Genomic DNA, 26,562 nt, shown 5'->3' on the forward strand with positions numbered 1-26,562 from the left:
TCCTGGGGGATATGTCATCGTTTATTATTTTTTACTGCTCCTGTACACGTTTTCTTTTCACTGCCGATTTAGCAGTTTTATCAGTGATGCTGTCCGTTTGTTGCGGTTTCACCTTTTCAGCTTCTTCCCGTTTCCGCTTATTGCGTAACCGCCATTTATTCCAGAAATATAGATCACTCCATTTATTGAAATCCTTTTTATACATGATACCTACACCTTGTGTAGTCAAGTTTGTTTTTGTGTAATAACGGTCATTTGTCTCATTATAAGCCTTCAAACGAATATCTCCCGAACGGGTAATCAGCCATTCTGCTTCAAAGTCTCCTACAAAGTTAGTATTAGCCATCGGATTATCCCGATAACCGAAGTTTCCGTTTATCAATAAACGGTTATTCAATAATTGTCCCGACAAAATACCTTCTACTTCCATGTCTGTCCAACCCTTATCACCCGTACTCAAATTCGTACCGATATTCCAGTTATTCGTTTCAAAGACCTGTGAAAGTGCATTGTTCAACTGGCCGGAGAGAGTAGATGAGAGCACCGATGACATCACATTCGAATTCTGATTATTATTACGGGCATCTTCCGTATAGAACTTGCCAATACCCAGCAAATAAAGAATTTGCATATTCATTTGCTCTTCCGTACTGATATAATTACGTACCAATGTTTGTATTTCATCTCTTTCATTCGGAAGCTCAATACCCAGTTTGATAGTCGGTCGTACCAGCATACCACTTAGATTCATGATACAATTTACACGCACATTGGGTTGTTGTATAATAGCCGAAGCATCCGGTATCAAATCATTCAAAGAGGCAGAGTTCACTGTATATGAAGCTTGTATGTCCATGTTAGCATCCAAAGGTGCACCATTGAACGTTATTGTACTTCCATCTTTGATAATAAAGTCTTTACGAATCACTTCCTGCAAACTAAATTTATATACTCCTTGATTGATCCGGTAATTACCAAACATTTTCACATCGCCCTTATTATAAAATTCCGTCCGGATATTTCCCGTACCTTTTCCGCTGATATAATCTCCGGCAATAGGGTCCATAATGATTCGCATGGTGGCATCGGGAGTTGCATCCACGAGAATATTCAAACGGATATCTGTTTTCTGCTCTTCCTCCTCCTGACGTTTTTGCTGTATTTGTTCGTAATATGAGATTACTTGAACAGAATCCTGGATAGTACGACGAGGTGTTTTATCCACGAATTTGATAAACTGATTGCTAGTAGCCGATGCTACACTACCATTAATATAGGTAAAGGTAGTATTTCGATTTGTAGTCATGGCCACATTTACATCGAGCCCCTGTATGGCGTTTCCAGAGAGCAATACATTCCCGGTACCATATACCGTACCATAGAAAGGCATATCTGTCGATTCTTTTGTGTTCATCACAAGCATATTATTTGCCTGTATCTCGAAACGATAGTTTAGGTTCTTAAAATGCTGGAAATGCAAATATCCATTCATTCTCCCCGAATGCCCTTCCATATCAGAGATATGTATATTATTGAATGTCAATCCGGTAGGAGCCAAATGAATAGTATCTTTTACCGCAAAATGTGTGTTTAAAATATCAAAATTCATGGATGCATCTGTCATAACCGCACCATCCAGGTTCAATCCTTTAAATTTTCCATAGAAATGTACTTTTCCTGTTCCTCGCCCTTTAATATCATTGGCAATAGACTTCATATAATGTTCGAGGAATTTCAGATTCAATTCATTTGCTTCAATATTTAAATCAAGTCCGCTCTCGGGTTTTAATGGATAAATAATACCCGTGACACGCGACGGAGAAGGAGATATATCCTGAATGGATGCATCCAACCGGATACCTCTGTTTTCATTATCCCACTCACCATATATATCCAGTTCACCCAAACGACCGTGATTGAGTGAGAAATTCTTTATAAATAAACGGGTATTCATGATAGGCTTTTTAAACACTCCGCTTGCATAAGCCGTTCCTGTTGCATCGCCCTCAAAATTTACATCGTCGGATATACTTGCAATATCAAATACATATCCCATATTTATATCCTTTAGATCAACCTTTACAGTATCTTTAGGATTCTCGGAAAGCCGGCCGTTAATACGTACATACCTATCCTGATGACTAAAATAGAAATTATTCACATCCACTCGTCCGGAATCGACCACCACCTGCGAAGGATGTATCTTCCAGAGAGTATCATTTAAAATAACATCAGTAGGCTTCACATCCACCATCGCTTTCAACAATGACTTTTCTCCGCTTGTACGTAGAAATTTGGCAACAGCTGCTAATTTCCCGCTATATGTTGCTGCAGCATTATTTCCCCAATCCAAAGTCGTACTGACATTGTCATCTTTAGCTTGTGCATCCAGAGATAGATTGACTGCCCCTTTCTTTTTCAAATTAGTCAGACGAACCCGTGCACGAATATGATCTGCCGGATTCTCGCACAGAATCATACCTGACTCAATATAGTTGTTCTTATATTGCAGACGGGGAAAATATCCCTCTATACGCAAGCGTTGTAAAGCATCATTAAAATATCCCTTCAACGTAGAATGAGTATATACCGTTAACGGTATATCAAATATCGTAGATAAAATGTCCGTATTATATATATGTATATCAAACAAAAAGTTATTATGGGTTTCAATCGGCTTCTTGGGAGGTAATATCAAAGACGGCACATATTTCCGCATAATATTCAGAATACTGGCAGGCAATGTGTGATATTGGAATTTTCCCTCTATGCTTGCTTTCAGGAATTCGGAAGTCAATCTAAGCTGATTTTCTCCATTTTGTTTGGTTGCCCGGATATTCATATTCTGCATGAAATATGCTTTATCCGGAGCTGTAAATTCCAAGCTATCCACATTGATTTCTCCAATCATCTCATCCACTGATCCACCTGTAAAATTGGCTTTCAGTTTTAAAGAGAACTCTGCATCAGGATATTTGGTCGTAAGATTCAAATCATGTGGGCGTACTTTATTGACTACTGCAAGAAAATTAAAAGTAGGAACTTTGGATGCAACATTTACGTCTCCATTCAGATAAATAGAGCCATTAGGATCATCCAACGCAATCTTTCCATTAAATCCGCCTTGTTTGTATTCTCCGTCCAGTGTGATATTTTCATATCTATATCTGCTATAATCTATCGAAGCAATCAGTCCTTTCAATTCTACGGCAGGCAAGTGGTCAGCAATATGCCGGCCATGTACATCCAGATTGAAAGTAATTTCTCCCAATTCCTCATTATCCAATAATTTACCTAGTTGAAAATCCTCTGTTTTGACAGCTCCGGAATACGCAAACAATCCTTTTGTCTTATCAGAACTCAATTTTAAGTCGGTCTTTACATTTCCAAGACTCGTTTGTAATTGTCCATAAGTAACTAAGTCCGTGAAGTATCCCGAAATTTCTCCCTGGAAACTCACGTTGCCCAAACGTTCGAGAAGAGGAGGAACTCCATTATAATTAGGACTCAAATTACGCACTAAAAAACCGACTCCGCGGGTATTGGCCGAAAGTTCGGAAAGAGTTCCATATACATACGCATCTTGTGGACGCGATAAGTCCTGAAGCGATACATCTCCTCGCAGACGAAACTGGCGGTCGTCGGCCGTAATTTCCAAATGCGAACAAGTCAACTGGTCCACAGTTCCCTTCACCTCCATATCCAACGTCACCGGTTCCTTGAAATGCGAGAGGATAGGGACAAAAGGAGAAATATCTTTTAAAGTAACTTGCGATGGCAAAGTACGGAAAGAGAAATGCACCTGTTCTGTAAAACGGTCAAAAGCTTTCAAACTATCATACTCTAAATGAATGGTATCCAGCTTAAGAGATGTTTCGGGCAACTCTATAGTAAAATTATCAATGTTTGTCTGCTTGTTATTGGCAACCAGTTTCAAACTCATTTTTTTCAAAGAAAAGCCGGATGCCTTTTCATCAAGGCTCAATCGCTTGATTCCTAAATTTAAAGAATCCTTACTTAAGGCTTTCAGCGATATATTGGCTATGATATTTTGAAGCTGAATATGCTTGGCGTTAAATTTTCCCGGTGTTTCCTGTTCCGATAACACATGATAGGACATCCTTCCACGACGAATCAGGATGGAGTTAATTCGTAAATCAAGTGAACTTTCTCTCTTTACTGTATCTTTGGAAGCAAAAGCATCCAAAACAAATTTAAAATTAGGAGGAGACTCCGGAGTCTCTTTCCGGAGATCGATATTAAATCCGAAGAGCTGAACACTGCTAATGGATATCTTTCCTTTAAAAAAAGGCATAATATCAAACTTGGCGGATAAACGAGTGACTTTGAGCATTTCCTGACCACTTTGATCGTCAAGCAATACATCATCAATAATAATACGGTTTAATAGACCGATATTAATTCTACCAATCACTACCTTTGTGTTTAAAACTTCGGAAAGTTCTTTAGCCACAAATACACTCATTGTTTGCTGAATGCTTGGTATATTCAGCAAAACAATAGTCCCGATATATACTCCCAGTACAATACCAACTACCCAGCGTACAGTCTTTTTCAGCGTTCTGATATGCGATAACTTTTATTTTGCGAACAAAAATATAAAATAGTTCGTTACGAATCGTAGTTTTATGATTACTTTTGCACCGTTTAATAGTTTAAATACTTATGAGTGCAATAATTTTAGGAATTGAATCCTCCTGTGACGATACGTCGGCAGCCGTAATCAAGGATGGTTATTTGCTGTCAAATGTGGTATCAAGTCAAGCCGTACATGAAGCATACGGTGGAGTAGTACCCGAGTTGGCTTCACGGGCACACCAACAAAACATCGTACCGGTAGTACATGAAGCATTAAAACGTGCCGGTGTCACCAAAGAAGAGTTGAGCGCAGTAGCTTTCACTCGTGGTCCAGGATTGATGGGGTCTTTGCTTGTCGGAGTCTCCTTTGCAAAAGGATTTGCTCGTTCCTTAAACATTCCAATGATTGACGTTAATCACTTGACCGGACATGTTTTAGCTCATTTTATTAAAGCAGAAGGAGAGGAAGAAAGACAGCCTGCTTTCCCATTTCTTTGCTTGCTGGTATCCGGAGGAAATTCACAAATCATACTGGTAAAAGCCTATAATGATATGGAGATCCTCGGACAGACTATTGACGATGCGGCAGGTGAAGCAATTGATAAATGTTCTAAAGTGATGGGACTTGGCTATCCGGGTGGACCAATCATTGACAAATTAGCACGCCAGGGAAATCCGAAAGCTTTTACATTTAGCAAACCGCATATTCCCGGTTTAGATTACAGTTTCAGCGGATTGAAAACTTCCTTTTTATATTCATTACGCGACTGGCTAAAAGATGATCCGGATTTTATAGAGCACCATAAAGTGGATCTTGCAGCATCATTGGAAGCTACTATAGTGGACATTCTGATGGATAAATTACGGAAAGCTGCCAAAGAATATAAAATTAATGAAATAGCAGTAGCCGGAGGAGTTTCCGCAAATAACGGATTACGCAATGCTTTCCGAGAACACGCCGAGAAATATGGTTGGAATATTTTCATCCCTAAATTCAGTTATACTACCGATAATGCAGCAATGATTGCCATTACCGGATATTTCAAATACCTGGATAAGGATTTTTGTTCTATTGATCTTCCGGCTTATTCGCGTGTGACATTATAATAAGTATACCTTATATATAATAGGATAAAACTAAGAAGTATGTTTGCCGAAATAATAACCATTGGCGATGAACTGCTGATAGGACAGGTTGTCGATACTAATTCTGCCTGGATGGGACAGGAATTAAATAAAATAGGTATTGAGGTTCTTCGTATTGTTTCAATCCGTGACCGGGAAGAAGAAATCATGGAAGCGATTGATAATGCGATGGAAAGGGTGAATATTGTTTTAGTAACCGGAGGACTCGGACCTACCAAAGACGATATTACCAAACAGACTTTATGTAAATACTTCCATACGGAACTGGTTTTCAACGAAGAAGTATTCGAAAACGTAAAGCGGGTACTGGCAGGAAAAATACCAATGAATGCACTCAATAAAAGCCAGGCAATGGTCCCGAAAGATTGTATGGTAATAAATAACCCTGTGGGAAGTGCTTCTGTCAGTTGGTTCGAGAGGGATGGCAAGGTACTTGTTTCCATGCCGGGCGTTCCACAAGAGATGATTGCTGTGATGACAGAAAGCGTGTTACCTAAGCTGCACGATAGGTTTCAAACGGATGTTATTATGCATCAAACATTTCTCGTACAGCACTATCCAGAATCTGTATTAGCCGAAAAGTTAGAATCGTGGGAGAACGCTTTACCGGAATGCATTAAATTGGCATATCTACCCAAACTTGGCATTATTCGTCTTAGACTGACCGGACGAGGACAAAACAGAGAAGAAGTAAAAGTTCTTCTTGAACGTGAAAAGTTAAAATTAGAGGAAATACTTGGTGAAGATATTTTCAGTGAAGAAGATACACCATTGGAGGTTATAGTCGGTGAGCTTTTAAAAAAGAAGAAATTGACCGTTTCCACCGCAGAAAGTTGTACCGGGGGCAGTATTGCCGCACGGTTGACTTCCATCGCCGGCAGTTCTGAATATTTTAATGGAAGTGTAGTGGCCTACTCTAATGAAGTGAAAATGGGGCTTTTGCACGTTTCCTCCGAAACTTTGGAACAATATGGAGCTGTCAGTGAGGAAACTGTGATTGAAATGGTAAAAGGTGCGATGAAAGCATTAAAAACAGATTGCGCTGTTGCTACTTCAGGGATAGCAGGCCCTGGAGGTGGTACTCCGGAAAAGCCGGTGGGAACTGTTTGGATAGCTGCTGGTTATAAAAACGAAATTCATACTTACAAGCAAGAAACAAACCGCGGAAGAAGCATGAACATTGAAAGAGCTGGCAATAATGCCCTATTAATGCTCCGTGATTTACTCAAATAAAGAAAAATAGGTGCCTGAAAGTGAATTATTTTAAGAAATTCTTGTTTTATACGGATAAAAGTGCTTACTTTGCGTCCTGTTTGAAATAAGTATAGATATAAAACTATAAAAATAAGATAGAAATGTCGAAGATTTGTCAAATTACCGGAAAGAAAGCCATGATTGGCAACAATGTTTCACACTCAAAGAGAAGAACTAAAAGAACCTTTGATTTGAACTTGTTTAACAAAAAGTTCTATTATGTAGAACAGGATTGTTGGATCAGCCTTAGCCTTTGCGCTAACGGGTTGCGTATTATCAACAAAAAAGGACTGGATGCTGCGCTGACTGAAGCAGTGGCTAAAGGTTATTGTGATTGGAAAAGCATTAAAGTAATCGGCTAAACGTAGAGGAGAAAACTTACAATGGCAAAGAAAGCAAAAGGTAACAGAGTACAAGTGATTCTGGAATGTACAGAACACAAAGACAGTGGAATGCCGGGAACATCTCGTTATATCACAACTAAGAACAGAAAGAATACTACAGAAAGACTTGAGTTGAAAAAATACAACCCAATTCTGAAGAGAGTAACAGTACACAAGGAAATTAAATAATAAAAGTAGTATAACCCATGGCAAAGAAAACAGTAGCAAGTTTGCACGAAGGTTCAAAAGAAGGTCGTGCTTATACCAAGGTTATCAAAATGGTAAAATCTCCGAAAACTGGAGCATACGTTTTTGATGAGCAAATGGTTCCGAACGAAAAAGTACAAGACTTTTTCAAAAAATAATCGAAATAGCATATACGCTATAACTGCAAAATCCTCTCATTGGTAAACAATGAGGGGATTTTTTATTGCTTCTTTTTTTACTTTTCCAATCCTTTGTTATATCTTTGTAGCAAATGTATTATACAAACAAGTGTCAATATGGGATTTTTTAGTTTTTTTTCAAAGGAGAAGAAGGAAACTTTAGATAAAGGATTATCTAAAACCAAAGAGAGCGTATTCAGTAAGATTGCTCGTGCTGTGGCTGGTAAGTCAAAAGTAGACGATGAAGTATTAGATAATCTGGAAGAAGTACTGATCACATCTGACGTAGGTGTAGAAACAACTTTAAATATTATCAAACGCATCGAGAAACGCGCTGCGGCTGATAAGTATGTGAATACTCAAGAACTGAATCTTATATTACGTGACGAAATAGCAGCTTTGCTTACCGAAAACAACTCGGATGATGTAGCTGATTTTGACGTACCCATCACAAGGAAACCTTATGTAATTATGGTTGTGGGAGTGAATGGAGTAGGGAAGACTACAACTATCGGCAAGCTGGCTTATCAATTCAAAAAAGCAGGCAAATCGGTTTATTTGGGAGCAGCCGATACTTTCCGCGCTGCAGCCGTAGAACAGTTAATGATTTGGGGAGAACGGGTAGGGGTTCCTGTTGTTAAACAGAAAATGGGAGCGGACCCTGCATCTGTGGCTTATGACACTCTTAGTTCTGCCGTTGCCAACAACGCAGATGTGGTTATAATCGATACAGCCGGTCGCCTGCATAATAAGGTGGGCTTGATGAACGAGCTGACCAAAATCAAGAATGTGATGAAGAAGGTTGTGCCCGATGCACCGGATGAAGTTTTATTGGTATTGGACGGTTCCACCGGACAAAATGCATTCGAACAAGCCAAACAATTCACCCTGGCAACCGAAGTAACTGCCATGGCTATCACTAAACTTGACGGAACCGCTAAAGGTGGTGTCGTGATTGGTATTTCCGATCAATTCAAGATTCCTGTTAAATATATCGGGTTAGGTGAAGGTATGGAAGACCTGCAAGTATTCCGTAAAAATGAATTCGTTGATTCCTTGTTTGGAGAGAATGCATGAAAAGAAAGAGAATAGATATTATCACTTTAGGATGCTCTAAAAATTTGGTTGACTCCGAACAGTTAATGCGTCAACTGGAAGAAGTCGGATATAGCGTAACCCATGATACTGAAAATCCACAAGGAGAAATTGCAGTAATCAATACGTGCGGCTTTATTGGTGATGCCAAAGAGGAGTCTATAAATATGATTCTGGAATTTGCTGAAAGAAAGGAAGAAGGGGATTTAAAGAAACTTTTCGTGATGGGTTGTCTTTCCGAACGTTATCTGAAGGAATTGGCTGTTGAGATACCGCAAGTAGATAAATTTTATGGCAAATTCAATTGGAAGGAGCTTTTACAAGATTTAGGAAAGGTCTATCATGATGAGTTATATATCGAACGGACATTGACAACTCCCCAGCACTATGCTTACCTGAAAATTTCAGAAGGGTGTGACCGCAAATGTTCTTATTGTGCCATTCCCATTATTACAGGACGCCATATCTCCAAACCGATGGAGGAAATTTTGGACGAAGTACGATACCTGGTATCGCAAGGCGTGAAAGAATTTCAGGTGATCGCACAGGAATTGACTTATTATGGAATCGATCGGTATAAGAAGCAAATGCTTCCGGAACTGATTGAACGTATTTCCGATATCCCTGGCGTGGAATGGATTCGGTTGCATTATGCCTATCCGGCACATTTCCCAACGGATTTATTCCGGGTTATGCGTGAACGCGATAATGTATGTAAATATATGGATATTGCTCTTCAGCATATCAGCGACAATATGTTGCAATTAATGCGTCGGCAAGTGAGCAAAGAGGATACTTACCGACTGATTGAACAATTTCGTAAAGAAGTGCCAGGCATTCACCTGCGAACAACTTTAATGGTAGGGCATCCCGGAGAAACCGAGGAAGACTTCGAAGAGCTTAAAGAGTTTGTGCGCAAAGTACGTTTCGATCGGATGGGAGCTTTCGCATATTCCGAAGAAGAGGGAACTTATGCTGCAAAAGCATACGAAGATTCTATTCCACAAGAGGTTAAACAAGCCAGACTTGATGAATTGATGGACATCCAGCAAGGTATCTCGGCAGAATTAAGTGCGGAAAAAATCGGTAAACAGATGAAAATTATCATCGACCGTTTGGAAGGAGATTATTATATTGGACGAACAGAATTTGATTCACCGGAAGTAGATCCGGAAGTGCTGGTTAAGCGTTCAGAGAGAGAACTTAAGATCGGACAGTTTTATCAGGTGGAAGTGACGAATGCAGACGATTTTGATTTATATGCAAAGATTATAAATGACTATGAATAATAAGGAATTTACATCCGAACTAGCGGAAAGATTGGGATACACAATCAAGGATACTTCCGAATTGATAGGTTCTTTGTTGTCCAGCATGACACAAGAATTGGAAGAAGGTAATGTGATTGCAGTTCAAGGATTCGGCTCTTTTGAAGTTAAAAAGAAAGCGGAACGAATTTCAATCAACCCGGCAAGTAAACAACGCATGTTGGTTCCACCCAAATTAGTGCTATCTTATAGACCTAGCAATACATTGAAAGATAAGTTTAAATAAATAATTTCCCGTTATGAATGAAAGACTAACAATTCAAGACCTTACTGACTTATTGGCAGCCAAACATAGCATGACCAAGAAAGACGCCGAAGCGTTTGTTAAAGAGTTTTTTCTCTTGATAGAACAAGCTTTGGAGAACGAAAAGACTGTAAAAATCAAAGGATTGGGAACTTTCAAACTTATTGATGTAGATAGCCGGGAAAGTGTCAATGTCAACACAGGAGAACGTTTCCAGATAAAGGGACATACAAAAGTCTCATTTTCTCCGGATGCCAATCTAAGAGATACAATAAATAAGCCTTTCGCACACTTTGAGACTGTTGTATTGAATGAAAATACAATTTTGGAAGATACTCCGATAGAAGATACAGAGGAAGAAGAAGCAGGTGAGGAAGCATCAGCACAAACTGTATTGAATGAGATTGGTGAGAATACGCCCCCCCTTGTAACGGAGGAATATGAAAGCACTGATGATGAGCTTTCAGAAAAAGAGTTGATTCAGGAAGAGCAAATAACTGCTCAACCATCTGTGGAAGACTCCATTGAAGAACCTGTTATCGTTGAAAATGTATCTACAGTAGAAGAATCTATTGAGCCATCCTCTCATGTAGAACCTAAAAGGACCAGCACAGAAACTAATATTGAAGAGAAAGTCGAACAGCTGGAAGATGAAGAAGTCCCGGAAGAGGAAGTCGCAATGGTAGAACAACAACCAGCAGCACCTATAATAGAAGAAAAAGAGGAGATCACTGCCGAGAAAATTATAGAACAAGAGCTTATGAAAGCAAATCTGCAACCTGTGGCTCCTATAATACCTCCTGCTAAAAAAGAAACGATAAAACCGGTCAAATCAGAACATGTATCCCAACCGGCTTCTAAAAAAACAGCTCCAGTGAAGGAAAAATCTCCTGTACCTTATTTAATAGCTGTTATTGTAATCGTTTTGTTATTATGTGGAGGGGTTATCCTGTTTATTTATTACCCGGATTTATTTTCTTCTTCATCTGACAAGAATGCGCTGGATATGCCACCTGTGACAACTCAACCCGTTCAACCGGAAACACAACTTTCCGATACAATTGAACAGAAGGATACCATAAAGGAAATAACTCCTGATGTACCTAAAGTTGTTACGCCCACACCACCTGTTGCCCAAAAAGAAGAAACTGCTCCTGCCAAAGCAGAACCCCAGACAGCTCCACAGCAACCCGCTACATCTGCTTATTTGGATTCAGCATCTTATAAAATTACAGGAACCAAAACAAAATATACAATCAAAGAAGGAGAAACTTTAACTAGGGTTTCCTTGCGTTTTTATGGTACAAAAGCAATGTGGCCATACATTGTGAAGCACAATCCGAAGGTTATTAAGAACCCCAATAACGTACCATATGGCACAACAATTGAAATACCGGAACTTACAAAAGAATAAATAGCAATAATCCATTCACCCGATCATACAAATCCTGTATTGATCGGGTGAAATGTTATGGATGTACAAAAGCGTATGAAAGTACCTTAATCTAAAGATTTCGCATTGTTTTTTAATAAAAATTAGTTGCAATCGTTAATTATATGGCGTACTTTTGGAGGCAAAATAAGAAGCTTACAACACACAGGAAAGGCTTACATAAAATAAAAGGGATTTAAATAATAAAATATTAAGTATTTATGGCTGAATCAATTGATATCCGCGAGCTAAATGAGCGGATTGAAAGACAAAGTGCTTTCGTTACCAATCTTACGACAGGGATGGACCAAATCATTGTTGGTCAGAAACATTTGGTTGAATCACTGCTTATCGGATTACTTTCCGATGGTCACGTTCTTTTGGAAGGTGTGCCTGGTTTGGCGAAAACTTTGGCTATTAAAACACTCGCTTCTCTGATTGATGCGAAGTATAGCCGTATCCAGTTTACGCCGGACTTATTGCCTGCCGACGTTATTGGTACAATGGTTTACAGTCAGAAAGATGAATCTTTTAAAGTGCAGCGAGGACCAATTTTCGCAAACTTTGTATTAGCTGATGAAATCAACCGTGCTCCTGCTAAAGTACAGAGTGCTTTGCTGGAAGCAATGCAGGAACGTCAGGTTACTATTGGTAAAGAAACATTCATATTACCGGAACCTTTCCTTGTACTGGCTACTCAGAACCCTATCGAACAAGAAGGTACTTACCCGCTTCCTGAAGCACAAGTTGACCGTTTCATGTTGAAAGTTGTCATTGATTATCCAAAGCTGGAAGAAGAAAAACTGATTATTCGCCAAAATATCAATGGTGAGAAGTTCAATGTGAAGCCTATTCTCAAAGCGGATGAAATTATTGAAGCACGTAAGGTTGTTCGTCAAGTGTACCTGGATGAGAAGATTGAACGTTATATTGTAGATATTGTATTTGCAACTCGTTTCCCTGAAAAATATGACCTCAAGGAACTGAAAGATATGATCGGATTCGGAGGTTCACCTCGTGCGTCTATCAATCTGGCTTTGGCTGCTCGTACGTATGCATTTATCAAACGTCGCGGTTACGTAATTCCGGAAGATGTACGTGCTGTAGCACATGATGTTCTCCGTCATCGTATTGGATTGACATACGAAGCTGAAGCTAATAATATGACTTCGGACGAAATCATCAGTAAGATTCTGAATAAGGTTGAAGTGCCCTAATTTGTAGTTATAATACAGTCAATAAGTAGTCATTAATATCTATACATGACTACTTAACTACTTACTACTTAACTACTGTATAAATGGAAACAAGTGAAATACTAAAAAAAGTTCGCCAAATTGAAATAAAGACACGAGGATTGTCTAACAATATCTTTGCAGGCCAATATCATTCGGCTTTCAAGGGTAGGGGTATGTCATTTTCGGAAGTCCGTGAGTATCAGTTCGGCGATGATATACGTGACATAGACTGGAATGTGACTGCGCGCTTCAATAAACCTTATGTGAAAGTGTTTGAAGAAGAACGTGAACTGACAGTTATGTTAATGGTCGATGTTTCCGGAAGTTTGGAATTTGGTACGATCAAGCAGTTGAAGAAAGATATGGTGACGGAAATCGCTGCCACGCTTGCTTTCTCTGCTATTCAGAACAATGATAAAATTGGTGTGATTTTCTTTTCAGACCGGATAGAAAAGTTTATTCCTCCCAAGAAAGGACGTAAACATATCTTATATATTATCCGCGAATTGATTGATTTTCAGCCGGAAAGCCGTCGTACAAATATTCGTCTTGCCTTAGAATATTTGACAAACGTGATGAAAAGACGTTGCACCGCATTTATCTTATCAGACTTTATTGATCAGGACAGCTTTAAGAATGCACTGACCATTGCTAACAGAAAACATGATGTAGTAGCATTACAAGTGTACGACAGGAGGGTTAGTGATCTTCCCCCAGTAGGACTGATGCGAATCAAAGATGCGGAAACTGGACATGAACAATGGATCGACACCTCTTCCAAAGCTGTACGCCGGGCACATCGTGACTGGTGGATACAAAAGCAGACTGAACTTAACGATACTTTCACTAAAAGTAACGTGGATGCTGTATCTGTCAGAACCGACCAGGATTACGTAAAGGCATTGTTGAATTTATTTGCCAAACGAAATTAATGGAATCAAAGATGAATAGAAATATTATTCTGATAGCATTATTAGCTCTATTGTCTGTAGGCAAAGCAGCAGCACAGTCTGTCACGGTAGAAGCAAAAATTGATTCATTGCAGATACTGATTGGCGAACAGGCGAAAGTGCAATTGCAAGTAGCCATGGATGCTAAACAGCGTGCTATTTTTCCTGCTTACACCGATACATTGGTAAGAGGTGTGGAAATTATAGAAACTGTCAAACCGGATACTCAATTCCTGAATGATCGCCAACGAATGTTGATTACTCAAGAATACATTATCACTTCTTTTGACTCTGCTCTATATTATCTACCACCAATGCCGGTTACCGTAGATGATAAAGTATATAAATCCAAAGCTCTGGCATTGAAAGTATATTCGATGCCGGTTGATACATTACATCCGGACCAGTTCTTTGGACAGAAACCTGTGATGAAAGCTCCTTTTGCGTGGGAAGACTGGTATGGATTGATTGCTTGTTCATTCTTGGCTTTACCTTTGCTTGGTTTACTGATCTATCTCATTATTCGTATACGTGATAATAAACCTATTATCCGTAAAATAAAAGTTGAACCTAAATTGCCGCCACATCAGGCTGCAATGAAAGAGATAGAACGTATCAAAACAGAGAAGATATGGCAAAAAGGACAATCGAAGGAGTATTATACCGAACTAACGGATACACTTCGCACCTATATTAAGAACCGTTTCGGATTTAACGCATTAGAAATGACTTCTTCTGAAATAATTGACCAGCTATTGGAGTTGAATGATAAAGAGGCTATATCAGACTTGAAGCTTTTGTTCCAGACCGCTGATTTAGTTAAGTTTGCCAAACATGATCCTCAGATGAATGAAAACGATGCTAATTTAATTAATGCCATCGATTTTATCAATGAGACAAAACAACCGGAAGAGGAAAACCAGAAACCGCAACCAACGGAAATCACTATCATTGAGAAACGTTCTTTACGTGTTAAAGCTATGCTGATTTGCGGAATTGCACTGTTATCAGCAGCACTGATTGGTACCTTTATATATATAGGTCTGCAGTTATACAATCTTTTTGTATAAAGAGTGTATAACTTAATACTAAATAGTAAACTGTTAAATCATAAATAAAATGGTTTTTGCCAATATTGAATATCTGTTTTTGCTATTATTGCTTATACCATATATTGTATGGTATATCCTGAAACAAAAGAAAAGTGAAGCAACCCTTCAAATTTCAGATGCTCGGGTATATGCACATACACCTAAAAGTTATAAGAACTATTTGTTGCATGTTCCATTTCTACTGCGCTGCATTGCTTTGGTGTTAGTTATCTTGGTTCTTGCACGCCCGCAAACTACTAACAAGTGGCAGAACAGTGAAATAGAAGGAATTGATATTATGCTGGCTATTGACGTTTCTACCAGTATGCTGGCTGAAGACTTAAAGCCAAACAGACTTGAAGCTGCCAAAGATGTAGCTGCTGAATTTATCAACGGACGCCCCAATGATAATATCGGTATTACATTATTTGCAGGAGAAACTTTCACTCAATGTCCGTTGACTGTAGATCATGCCGTATTGTTGGATATGATACATAATATTAAATGCGGCCTTATCACTGACGGTACTGCGGTTGGTATGGGTATTGCTAATGCTGTGACTCGCTTAAAAGATAGCAAAGCGAAATCTAAAGTTATTATCTTATTGACGGATGGTACTAATAATAAGGGAGATATTTCTCCAATGACAGCAGCAGAAATAGCTAAAAGTTTTGGTATTCGTGTATATACTATCGGGGTAGGTACTAATGGAATGGCCCCTTATCCTTATCCGGTGGGGAATACTGTACAATATGTAAGTATGCCGGTGGAAATTGATGAAAAGACATTGACAGAGATTGCCGGAACAACGGATGGTAACTATTTCCGGGCTACGAGCAACTCGAAACTAAAAGAAGTATATGAAGAAATTGATAAACTGGAAAAGACGAAACTGAACGTAAAAGAGTACAGTAAACGAGACGAAGAGTATCACTGGTTTGCCCTAGCTGCTTTCCTCTGTGTTTTGTTGGAAGTACTATTACGCAATTCGGTACTCAAAAAAATTCCATAAGAATGTTTGTCAATCGTTATTTGTCAATCATAAAATAGTAAGAAGATGTTTCGATTTGGAGAACCTACATATTTATACTTATTGCTGCTATTACCTTTTTTAGCAGCTTTCTACTTGTATTCCAACTACAAGAGAAGAAAGAATATCCGACGCTTCGGGGACCCGACTTTATTGGCTCAATTAATGCCTGATGTATCCAAATATCGTCCGGATGTAAAATTCTGGATTATTTTTGTTGCTATTGGCTTGTTCTCCGTATTATTAGCACGCCCCCAATTCGGTTCTAAGCTGGAAACGGTTAAGCGTAAAGGAGTAGAGGTAATTATAGCTTTGGATATTTCAAACTCTATGTTAGCTCAAGATGTACAACCTAGCCGTCTGGAAAAAGCAAAAAGACTAATTTCCAGATTAGTGGATGAACTTGACAATGATAAGGTAGGTATGATTGTATTTGCAGGTGACGCTTTTACTCAGCTACCAATTACAAGTGACTATATTTCCGCTAAGATGTTTTTAGAGTCCATCAATCCTTCGTTGATTTCTAAACAGGGTACAGCTATCGGGGAAGCAATCAATTTAGCAGCTCGTAGTTTCACTCCACAAGAAGGGGTAGGACGTGCTATTATTGTTATTACTGACGGTGAAAATCATGAGGGTGGTGCAGTGGAAGCCGCAAAAGCCGCTGCAGAAAAAGGTATTCAAGTAAGTGTATTGGGAGTAGGTATGCCTGATGGTGCCCCCATTCCGGTAGAAGGTACGAATGATTATCGTCGCGACCGGGAAGGTAATGTGATTGTTACCCGTTTGAATGAAGCTATGTGCCAGGAAATTGCTAAGGAAGGAAAAGGTATATATGTACGAGTAGACAACTCTAATTCAGCCCAAAGAGCTATTAATCAAGAAGTGAACAAAATGGCGAAGTCTGATGTAGAGTCGAAAGTATATACAGAGTTTAACGAACAATTCCAAGCTATTGCATGGGTTATTCTACTATTGTTATTGGCAGAAATCTTAATTTTGGACCGCAAAAATCCTTTATTTAAGAACATTCACCTGTTTTCTAATAAGAAATAGTTATACGTATGTTAAAAAGTAAATATATTCTATTCGCTGTATTTCTGCTAGCGACAGTCGGTGTCTCGGCTCAGAAAGCAGAACGCGACTATATCCGTAAGGGAAACCGCCTGTTTAATGATAGTGTATTTGTTGACGCAGAGGTAAACTACCGGAAAGCTCTGGAAGCAAATCCCAAGTCTACAGTATCTATGTACAATTTGGGAAATACTCTTTCGCAACAGCAAAAGTTTCAGGATGCCATGGAACAATACGTATCGGCCAGCAAAATTGAAAAGGATAAAATGAAGCTCGCCCATATCTACCACAATATGGGAGTACTTTTCCAAGCTGGTAAAGATTATGCAAAGGCTGTGGACGCCTATAAAATGTCACTGCGTAATAATCCTGCCGATCATGAAACCCGGTACAATTTGGCTCTTGCACAGAAAATGTTGAAAGATCAACAAAATCAGCAGAATCAAGACCAAAATCAGGATCAGAATAAAGATCAACAAAAGCAAGATCAAAAACAAGATCAGAATAAAGACAAGCAGAAAGATCAGAAACAAGATGAAAAGAAAGATCAGCAGCAACCACCGAAGTCAGAAAAAAAACAAGATAACCAGATGTCAAAGGAGAATGCTGAACAATTGCTGAATTCTGTAATGCAGGATGAAAAAGATGTGCAAGACAAAGTGAAAAAGCAACAAAAAGTTATGCAAGGTGGTCGCTTAGAAAAAGATTGGTAATATAAAGTTGATGATATAAATTTCATAAGCAATGAAAAAACTGATTATTATATTGATGGCATTGATAGCATATAGCACTCAGATGCTTGCTGATAAAGTGTCTTTTACTGCTTCTGCTCCTGACGCAGTGGTAGTAGGCGACCAGTTCAGGCTGTCGTATACTGTTACTACACAAAAAGTGAAAGATTTCCGGGCACCATCAATCAAAGGTTTTGATGTGTTGATGGGGCCAAGCCGTTCACAACAAAGTAATACTCAAATAGTAAATGGTAATGTTACGTCTACTAGTAGTATTACATTCACATATATATTGATGGCGAATAATGCCGGAGAATATACAATACCTGGAGCTTCAATTGTTGCTGATGGCGATCAAATGGTATCAAATTCAGTAAGGATTAAAGTATTGCCACAAGATCAAGGTGATAGCAATAGTAGCAGTAGCTCTTCTACACATTCCTCATCTGGTACAGGGGTCTCTAACCAAGACTTGTTTATTACAGCAAGTGCCAGTAAAACGAATGTGTACGAACAGGAAGCATTTGTCCTGACCTATAAAATATACACCAGAGAATCCAATTTACAACTGAATAATGCAAAGTTACCCGACTTTAAAGGCTTCCATTCTCAAGAAATCGAAATGACTACAAATGCGAGATGGACTCCGGAACATTATCAGGGACGTAATTACTATACGACAGTTTATCGTCAGTTCGTTCTCTTCCCGCAACAATCAGGAAAACTATATATTGATCCTGCTCAATTCCAGATGACAGTCGGTAAGCCTGTACAATCTGATGATCCTTTTGATGCTTTCTTCAATGGAGGAAGTAATGTCATTGAAATAAAAAAATCAATTTCCACCCCTAAAATAGCAATAAATGTAAATCCGCTTCCTGCAGGTAAACCGGCAGATTTCTCCGGTGGAGTGGGAGAGTTCAATATTTCTTCATCTATCAACAACAAGGAACTGAAAACCAATGATGCTATTACTATTAAATTAGTAATATCCGGTACAGGTAACCTGAAATTAATTTCTAATCCGGAAATTAAATTCCCAGATGATTTTGAAGTATACGATCCCAAAGTAGACAATCAAGTCAGATTAACCCGGGAAGGACTTACAGGTAATAAGGTTATCGAATATTTAGCAATTCCGAGACATGCTGGAACATATAAGATTCCAGGAGTATCTTTTAGTTATTTTGATATTCGCTCCAAATCTTATAAAACGCTGAAAACAGAAGAATATGTAATAAACGTTGAGAAAGGTGCGGGTAATGCAGATCAAGTAATTGCTAATTTCACTAATAAAGAGGATTTGAAAGTATTAGGTGAGGACATCCGTTACATCAAACAAAACGAAGTTACTCTCCAGCCTAAAGGAAGTTTCTTCTATGGTTCAATGACATATTGGCTATTCTATATCATTCCGGCTCTTGCTTTATTATTTTCTTTATTATTTATCGTAAGCAAGCTGCTGAAAATGCGAACGTAGCTAAAATGCGTACGAAGAAAGCCAATAAAGTAGCAACAAAACGTATGAAGTTAGCTGGAAAATTACTCTCAGAAAATAAGAAAGATGCTTTCTATGATGAAGTTTTAAAGGCACTGTGGGATATATAAGTGACAAACTGAATATTCCGGTATCTCGTTTATCTAAAGATAATATTGAAGAGAAGCTAAGAAATCATGGAGTAAATGAGGAACTAATCAAAGAATTCCTGAATGCATTGAATGACTGTGAATTTGCCCGGTTTGCTCCAGGTGATGAAAATCAAGCCATGGATAAAGTTTATTCTTCTTCAATAGAAGTAATAAGCAAAATGGAGAATTCGATAAAACATTAACCCAGAAGAGATTGTGTCATGAAAAAGATATTATTTTTTATATTATTATCAATGTCACTTACTTGTTTTGCACAAGATTCGTTAAACATTGATTCTAAACAAACCAATGGAGCTGATTCTATCCACGCTTCACACACCACATTTTCCAGTAACACACTGGAAGATGCCACAAAAGCTGAAGGCGATTCCGCATATATAAAAGAAGATTATGCAGCAGCTATTCAAATATATGAAGCATTATTAAAAAATGGAGAAGCTGCTGACGTTTATTACAATCTGGGAAATAGTTATTATAAAATAGGAGAGATAGCGAAAGCTGTTTTAAATTATGAGCGTGCCTTGTTATTGCAACCTGGAAATGGCGATATACGTGCTAATCTTGAAGTGGCACGCGCAAAGACAATAGACAAAGTTGAGCCTGTTCCTGAAGTGTTCTTTGTTTCATGGATCAAATCTCTGACAAATAGCATGAGTGTAGATGCATGGGCCACATGGGGTATTGTATCCTTTATTCTATTGATTATAGCTCTTTACTTTTTTATATTCTCTAAACAGATTGTGTTAAAGAAAGTAGGCTTCATATTAGGAATTGTTTTTCTGATTGTCACCATTTGCTCTAATCTTTTTGCTTCACAACAAAAAGAACATTTAGTCAATCGAAATGAAGCTATAGTAATGAACCCAAGTGTAACAGTTCGAAGTACTCCAAGCGAGAGTGGTACCAGTTTGTTTATTCTGCATGAAGGGAGAAAAGTAAACGTCAAGGACAACTCTATGAAAGAATGGAAAGAAATTCGGTTGGAAGATGGAAAAGTAGGATGGGTACCAGCTTCCGCTATTGAAGTAATATAAAGGTCATTAATAGATTTTATAAATTCAAGAAAAAAAGATAAGCAAATAATTTGTTTTATCTTTTTTTTTGCTTAAGTTTATAGCGTGATAAAAAAATCACATAGTATTAACCATTAAATTTATGAGACATGAGAACAATAACGTTTAATGAACTTCGTAAAATTAAAGATTCATTGCCTAGCGGTAGCATGCATAGAATAGCAGACGAACTTGGTTTGCACGTAGATACAGTGCGAAACTTTTTCGGAGGACACAATTTCAAGGAGGGAAAAAGTGTCGGAATACATCTTGAGCCCGGTCCAGATGGTGGGCTTGTAATGTTGGATGATACGACCGTTCTTGATCGGGCTTTAAAAATCCTAGATGAATTGAATATGAGTATGCAAAAAGAACAGGCTACCGAATCTGTGCAAGTTTAAAATATAACAAACTGAATCCCAATTGAATCAAACAATTGGGATTTCTTATTTGTTTTCACCTTATAAAATGTGCATTTATGGAAGACAAATTAGTAACCCTAGCCATTCTGACATACACCAAAGCGCAGATCTTAAAGAATGTCTTGGAAAATGAAGGTATAGAAACATACATTCACAACGTAAATCAAATACAACCGGTTGTTTCTTCGGGGGTGCGTTTACGCATAAAGGAAAGCGATCTGCCACGTGCTTTGAAAATAACAGAAAGTTCTACATGGCTGTCTGAAAGTATAGTGGGAGAGAAGGAGCCCAAAACAGAAAATAAGTCAAATAAGATTTTAATTCCCGTCGACTTCTCTAATTATTCGATGAAAGCGTGTGAATTTGCATTTAACCTAGCAAAAACAGAAAATGCTGAAGTCATTTTGTTGCACGTCTATTTTACGCCTATATATGCTTCATCATTACCATATGGAGATGTTTTCAATTACCAAATTGGAGATGAAGAATCCGTAAAAACGATTATTCAGAAAGTTCATTCTGACCTCAATGCCTTATCAGAAAAGATAAAAGAAAAAGTCACATCGGGTGATTTTCCCAATATTAAATATAGCTGTATCTTACGTGAAGGTATTCCAGAAGAAGAAATCTTAAGATATGCTAAGGAACAGCGTCCTATGGTTATCATCATGGGGACTCGGGGAAAGAATCAGAAAGATATCGATTTGATTGGCAGTGTAACTGCTGAAGTTATTGATAGAAGCCGCACAGCTGTACTGGCCATTCCCGAAAACACACCATTTAAACAGTTTAGTGAAGTAAAACGGATCGCCTTTATTACCAATTTTGATCAAAGAGATTTAATTGCTTTCGAAGCATTCTTTAATACTTGGAAATCATTCCATTTTTCTGTATCTTTAATACATCTTACTGATTCCAAAGATACCTGGAATGAAATAAAACTAGCAGGCATAAAAGAATATTTTCACAAGCAATATCCAGGGCTTGAAATTCATTATGATGTAGTAATGAACGATAATTTGTTAAAAGGACTTGATCAGTATATCAAAGATAATCAAATAGATATAATCACTTTGACTTCTTACAAAAGGAATATATTTGCTCGGTTATTTAATCCAAGTATTGCTAGAAAAATGATTTTTCATTCTGATACACCATTACTTGTTATTAACAGCTGATCAGATCAAGCAAAAAATGGGCATTTATGATTGGTGAATAATCAATATTATGTTTAATTAAAAAGGGGCAATATAATAACATTGCTCTTTTTTAATTTACATCAATTAAAAAATGCATATTCCCTCAAATGTATTTTTTGATTATCTGGATTATAAAAAAGAAGGTTACTATTTCTAGCAACCTTCCTTCCTTTTTCAAGACTTATAATTTTCCTGAAAACGATTACTTCATAAGCTTATCAATTTCTTCAAATTCAGGTCCCATATTCAAGTTATAGTAAACTCTATAAAGACCTTGTAACCATAAATCTTGTTGATCAGGTTTCAAAGCTCTAGCTTTTTCATAGAATGGTTTAGCTTCTTCGTAGAATTTCTTAACTACAGCCTGTGCTTCAGCATATTTAGGATCATTGATATCTGTTGTTGCTTTATCAGCATAATCCTGTGCTTTCATCAAATATACCAAACCCACATTTGAGTATGCTTCTGCATATTCCGGATCAGCCGCAATAGCTTTCTTGTAGTATTCAATTGCATTATCATATTCTTTCATATTATGATAAAGATATGCTTTTACATACAAATACAACTTATTATTCGGATCATTAGATAACATTCTATCAGCAAACTCCATAGCTTTTGAGGCTTGATTAGAGCTATTATAATAATCAACCAAATTAGCAAAGAAATAATCATTTCCAGGGAACTTTAGGATACCCTCTTCCAAAGATTTAATCCAAGCAACAGTATCACCTTTAGCTTTATAAGCATCAGCCATCAATTGCATTGCAAATTTACCTCCGTCCTTATCAGATAAAGCCATTGGGGCATACTTAATAATTGCATCTTTATCACCTACCCTATCAGCAGCCAATGTAGCATAATATGCAATTTGTGGGATAAGAGTATCATTCTTAGCCAATTCTTTATCAGCTAACATTGGGTAAGAAGCTGATTCAACATATGTTGCAAAGAATTTCAAGGCTTCTTTATTCTTATCCAAGTTAAAATACTGAATACCACCATTAATCAAATTAGGACGTTCAGCCAACATACTTGAAGCATTTGCTTTCCGGTATTTGTTTTTAACTTTCCCCTTTTCATTAGGTATTTCCGCTAATTCATCACACTTAGTATAGTACTCATACATTTTCAGAATGCTATTATACACTTTCAATGTATCATACGGTTTTTTCAAAAAAGCATTTTTCATTTGCTCTTCGTTGATACGTCTCTGAATAAATCCAGCAACGTCCCATGTGTCAGCAAGATCCTTCGTTTCAGGATTCTTCATAGCTTCTTTAATAAGCTGCTCAGCCTGCTTAAAATTAGGTTTTACGTCATTAGCCATACTCTTTGCTTCTTTCACATTTTTCATCTGTGCGAATGAGAAGCTAACAGCCATCAATAAAACCATCGAAAATAATACTCTTTTCATGATTGTTGTTTGATTAATTATTAATATTATGTCTATTCCTCGATTTCGTTGTTGCTTTCGTTTTCATTTACGTCTGCTGCATCATCAATATCAGGAGCATCAGCATTTGGATCACTCACAATTGTTCCTTCTGCTTCTTCTGCCGGAATTTCATCTTCAAGACTTTCTGTCATAACCTTACATACCGAACCAATCTGGTCGTTACGTTTTTCTAGATTTATCAGACGGACACCTTGAGTAGCACGACCCATAATACGAACATCAGCCACTTTCAAACGAATAGTGATACCAGACTTATTGATAATCATCAAGTCATTTTCATCGGTTACTGACTTGATTGTTACCAACTTACCTGTTTTTTCGGTAATATTCATGGTCTTCACACCCTTACCGCCACGGTTTGTCTTACGATAGTCTTCTATTTCAGAACGTTTACCATATCCTTGTTCGGAAACTACCATTACAGATTCTGTCTCCAAATCTTTGATACAAATCATTCCTACTACTTCATCCTGACCATCATTATCCAACGTAATGCCACGTACACCTGTTGCTGTACGTCCCATTACACGAACTGCTGCTTCATGGAAACGAATTGCACGTCCATTGCGGTTTGCAATGATGATTTCATTATTTCCATTCGTCATACGAACTTCAATTACGCTATCATCTTCGCGGATAGTTATAGCATTTACACCATTCTGACGAGGACGAGAATACTGTTCAAGTAATGTCTTCTTTATTACACCTTTCTTAGTACAGAACAATACATAATGGCTATTAATAAACTCAGAATCTTCCAAACTCTTCACACGCAAGTATGCAGTTACATTATCGTCCGAGTCAATATTCAACAAATTCTGAATAGCACGTCCCTTAGAATTCTTCGTTCCCTCAGGTATTTCATATACTTTCAGCCAATAGCACTTGCCTTTTTGTGTAAAGAACATCATCGTATTGTGCATGGTAGCAGGATAAATATGTTCTACAAAGTCTTCATCACGGGTCTCCGTACCTTTCGAACCTACACCACCACGATTTTGTGCACGGAATTCAGTCAACGGAGTACGTTTGATATAACCCATATGAGAAATTGTAATAATCATCTGATCATCTGCATAGAAGTCTTCCGGATTGAACTCTTCTGAAGAATAAACGATTTCAGAACGACGTTCATCTCCATATTTCGTTTTAACTTCCAACAATTCATCTTTCATTACCTGACGGCATACTTCATCATCAGCCAAAATACTTTCCAAATAAGCTATCTGCTTCATTATTTCTTCGTATTCCGCATGAAGCTGATCCTGCATCAGACCTGTCAATTGACGCAAACGCATTTCTACTATTGCGCGAGACTGAATTTCTGTCAGGTTGAATCGCTCAATCAAGCCTGCTATAGCGTCATTAGGAGTTTTTGCTGCACGAATGATACGAATTACTTCATCAATATTATCCGAAGCGATAATCAAACCTTCAAGAATGTGCGCACGTTCTTTCGCTTTACGAAGATCGAACTGAGTACGACGAATAACAACTTCGTGTCTATGTTCGATGAAATATTTAATTAAATCTCTCAGATTCAACGTTTTTGGACGTCCATGAACCAAAGCAACATTGTTTACGCCAAAAGATGTCTGCAAAGCTGTCATTTTATAGAGTTTGTTCAACACTACACTTGCATTTGCATCACGTTTGATGTCAATAACAATGCGCATACCGTCACGGTCAGACTCATCGTTGGCATTTGAGATACCTTCTATTTTCTTATCATTTACAAGATCAGCTATATACTTAATCAGTTCGGCCTTATTTACATTATAAGGAATCTCGGTTATTACGATCTTATCATGTGTCTGTCCGCTTTCGATTTCGGCTTTCGCACGCATAATTACACGTCCTCGTCCAGTCAAATATGCCTCGCGTACACCACTCACACCATATATAAACCCACCAGTAGGAAAATCTGGTGCTTTGACAAATTCCATCAGTTCCTCTACTGTAATTTTCGGATTATCAATATATGCTTCACATGCTTCAATTACTTCCGAAAGATTATGAGGAGGCATATTGGTAGCCATACCTACAGCGATACCGGATGCTCCGTTCACCAGAAGATTTGGGATACGTGTCGGCATAACTTTAGGTTCTACCAACGTATTATCAAAGTTAGGCTCAAAATCGACGGTTTCCTTATACAGGTCATCCATCATTGCTTCACCCAACTTATTAAGACGAGCTTCTGTATAACGCATAGCAGCAGGGCTATCACCGTCTACAGAACCAAAGTTCCCCTGTCCATCTACCAAAGGATAACGCATTGCCCATTCCTGAGCCATACGCACCATTGCAAAATAAACAGAAGAATCTCCATGAGGATGGTACTTACCGAGTACCTCACCCACGATTCTGGCTGATTTCTTATAAGGTTTGTCTGAAGTATTGCCCAATTCCATCATTCCGTATAAAATTCTACGGTGAACAGGCTTAAATCCATCTCTAACATCCGGAAGGGCACGTGAAACGATGACCGACATGGAGTAGTCAATGTACGATGACTTCATTTCCTCCTCGATGTTAATCTTTATAATTCTGTCTTGTTCAAGCATTTAAAATGATTATTAATTATACATTCTACGGTTTGTGAAAAACCACGCTAAAGTACTACTTTTCCGCGATATACGAAAGTTTTTAGAAAGAAAGTTTTAGCATGACCGGGACGACAATTCATTAAACTTTAAAATTCGAAAATAAAAAGATAAAAACGATAAATATAATATGGAAAGATAGATAACATTGGTAAAAAAGAGCTGGATATTTGTTATACCTTATATATATAAT

At 38.0% G+C, this 26,562-nt stretch carries 21 protein-coding genes and 1 pseudogene; 19 read left to right on the plus strand and 3 right to left on the minus strand.

Annotation, left to right across the window (positions count from 1 at the left end):
- Positions 1-31 precede the first annotated feature (31 nt).
- Positions 32-4,486 (minus strand): translocation/assembly module TamB domain-containing protein, encoded by a 4,455-nt coding sequence (locus DXA05_RS13050; RefSeq protein WP_128859234.1) that lies wholly within the window; start codon positions 4,484-4,486, stop codon positions 32-34.
- 200 nt (positions 4,487-4,686) lie between these two features.
- On the opposite strand from DXA05_RS13050, the gene tsaD reads away from it, so the two are divergent.
- From tsaD to DXA05_RS13145, 19 genes and pseudogenes are all read left to right on the plus strand, one after another.
- Entirely contained in the window at positions 4,687-5,706 is a 1,020-nt protein-coding gene (gene tsaD, locus DXA05_RS13055) for a tRNA (adenosine(37)-N6)-threonylcarbamoyltransferase complex transferase subunit TsaD (protein ID WP_128859235.1), read from the plus strand.
- Between the two features lie 39 nt (positions 5,707-5,745).
- Entirely contained in the window at positions 5,746-6,978 is a 1,233-nt protein-coding gene (locus DXA05_RS13060) for a competence/damage-inducible protein A (protein ID WP_008775676.1), read from the plus strand.
- A gap of 122 nt (positions 6,979-7,100) precedes the next feature.
- The gene (rpmB, locus tag DXA05_RS13065) at positions 7,101-7,361 is read left to right on the plus strand and encodes a 50S ribosomal protein L28 (RefSeq protein ID WP_004314359.1); all 261 of its coding nucleotides are present in this window, start codon (positions 7,101-7,103) and stop codon (positions 7,359-7,361) included.
- Between the two features lie 21 nt (positions 7,362-7,382).
- Positions 7,383-7,571: a 50S ribosomal protein L33 gene (gene rpmG, locus DXA05_RS13070; RefSeq protein WP_002560155.1), complete on the plus strand. Its 189-nt coding sequence runs from the start codon at positions 7,383-7,385 to the stop codon at positions 7,569-7,571.
- A gap of 17 nt (positions 7,572-7,588) precedes the next feature.
- Positions 7,589-7,747 (plus strand): DUF4295 domain-containing protein, encoded by a 159-nt coding sequence (locus DXA05_RS13075; protein ID WP_004295982.1) that lies wholly within the window; start codon positions 7,589-7,591, stop codon positions 7,745-7,747.
- Positions 7,748-7,885: 138 nt separating this feature from the next.
- Positions 7,886-8,845 carry a signal recognition particle-docking protein FtsY gene (gene ftsY, locus DXA05_RS13080; RefSeq protein ID WP_009041129.1) on the plus strand — a complete coding sequence of 320 codons (960 nt, stop codon included), beginning with the start codon at positions 7,886-7,888 and terminating at the stop codon, positions 8,843-8,845.
- Positions 8,842-10,152 carry a 30S ribosomal protein S12 methylthiotransferase RimO gene (rimO, locus tag DXA05_RS13085; protein WP_120068411.1) on the plus strand — a complete coding sequence of 437 codons (1,311 nt, stop codon included), beginning with the start codon at positions 8,842-8,844 and terminating at the stop codon, positions 10,150-10,152. Before ftsY ends, rimO begins: the two co-directional genes overlap by 4 nt.
- Positions 10,145-10,417, plus strand: a complete 273-nt coding sequence (locus DXA05_RS13090; RefSeq protein ID WP_004314362.1) for an HU family DNA-binding protein — start codon at positions 10,145-10,147, stop codon at positions 10,415-10,417. The genes rimO and DXA05_RS13090 overlap by 8 nt, the downstream gene beginning before the upstream one ends.
- Positions 10,418-10,430: 13 nt before the next feature.
- The gene (locus DXA05_RS13095) at positions 10,431-11,849 is read left to right on the plus strand and encodes an HU family DNA-binding protein (RefSeq protein ID WP_004314363.1); all 1,419 of its coding nucleotides are present in this window, start codon (positions 10,431-10,433) and stop codon (positions 11,847-11,849) included.
- Positions 11,850-12,088: 239 nt separating this feature from the next.
- On the plus strand, positions 12,089-13,084 hold the full coding sequence (locus tag DXA05_RS13100; protein WP_004314364.1) for an AAA family ATPase: 996 nt from the start codon (positions 12,089-12,091) through the stop codon (positions 13,082-13,084).
- 83 nt (positions 13,085-13,167) lie between these two features.
- Positions 13,168-14,037, plus strand: a complete 870-nt coding sequence (locus DXA05_RS13105) for a DUF58 domain-containing protein (protein ID WP_004314365.1) — start codon at positions 13,168-13,170, stop codon at positions 14,035-14,037.
- Between the two features lie 11 nt (positions 14,038-14,048).
- Positions 14,049-15,125 carry a hypothetical protein gene (locus DXA05_RS13110; protein WP_008640252.1) on the plus strand — a complete coding sequence of 359 codons (1,077 nt, stop codon included), beginning with the start codon at positions 14,049-14,051 and terminating at the stop codon, positions 15,123-15,125.
- Positions 15,126-15,174: 49 nt separating this feature from the next.
- The gene (locus tag DXA05_RS13115; protein WP_004314367.1) at positions 15,175-16,158 is read left to right on the plus strand and encodes a VWA domain-containing protein; all 984 of its coding nucleotides are present in this window, start codon (positions 15,175-15,177) and stop codon (positions 16,156-16,158) included.
- A 45-nt stretch (positions 16,159-16,203) separates the two neighbouring features.
- Positions 16,204-17,232, plus strand: coding sequence for a VWA domain-containing protein (locus DXA05_RS13120; RefSeq protein ID WP_004314368.1), 1,029 nt, complete (start codon positions 16,204-16,206; stop codon positions 17,230-17,232).
- 8 nt (positions 17,233-17,240) lie between these two features.
- On the plus strand, positions 17,241-17,963 hold the full coding sequence (locus tag DXA05_RS13125) for a tetratricopeptide repeat protein (protein WP_008640249.1): 723 nt from the start codon (positions 17,241-17,243) through the stop codon (positions 17,961-17,963).
- Between the two features lie 31 nt (positions 17,964-17,994).
- Positions 17,995-19,813: pseudogene (locus DXA05_RS13130) on the plus strand (BatD family protein).
- An 18-nt stretch (positions 19,814-19,831) separates the two neighbouring features.
- Positions 19,832-20,665 (plus strand): tetratricopeptide repeat protein, encoded by an 834-nt coding sequence (locus tag DXA05_RS13135; protein WP_004314372.1) that lies wholly within the window; start codon positions 19,832-19,834, stop codon positions 20,663-20,665.
- A gap of 128 nt (positions 20,666-20,793) precedes the next feature.
- Positions 20,794-21,084, plus strand: coding sequence for a hypothetical protein (locus tag DXA05_RS13140; RefSeq protein ID WP_004295969.1), 291 nt, complete (start codon positions 20,794-20,796; stop codon positions 21,082-21,084).
- Between the two features lie 77 nt (positions 21,085-21,161).
- Positions 21,162-22,283, plus strand: a complete 1,122-nt coding sequence (locus DXA05_RS13145) for a universal stress protein (protein WP_004314373.1) — start codon at positions 21,162-21,164, stop codon at positions 22,281-22,283.
- A gap of 223 nt (positions 22,284-22,506) precedes the next feature.
- On the opposite strand, the gene DXA05_RS13150 is transcribed toward DXA05_RS13145, so the two are convergent.
- Both DXA05_RS13150 and gyrA read right to left on the minus strand, forming a co-directional pair.
- On the minus strand, positions 22,507-23,721 hold the full coding sequence (locus tag DXA05_RS13150; RefSeq protein ID WP_004314509.1) for a tetratricopeptide repeat protein: 1,215 nt from the start codon (positions 23,719-23,721) through the stop codon (positions 22,507-22,509).
- Between the two features lie 32 nt (positions 23,722-23,753).
- A complete protein-coding gene (gyrA, locus tag DXA05_RS13155; RefSeq protein ID WP_128859236.1) occupies positions 23,754-26,330 on the minus strand; it encodes a DNA gyrase subunit A in 2,577 nt (858 codons plus the stop codon).
- Positions 26,331-26,562 lie beyond the last annotated feature (232 nt).

Origin of the sequence: Bacteroides sp. AM54-2NS, from assembly GCF_003602935.1 — a bacterium.
Classification (GTDB): domain Bacteria; phylum Bacteroidota; class Bacteroidia; order Bacteroidales; family Bacteroidaceae; genus Bacteroides; species Bacteroides xylanisolvens.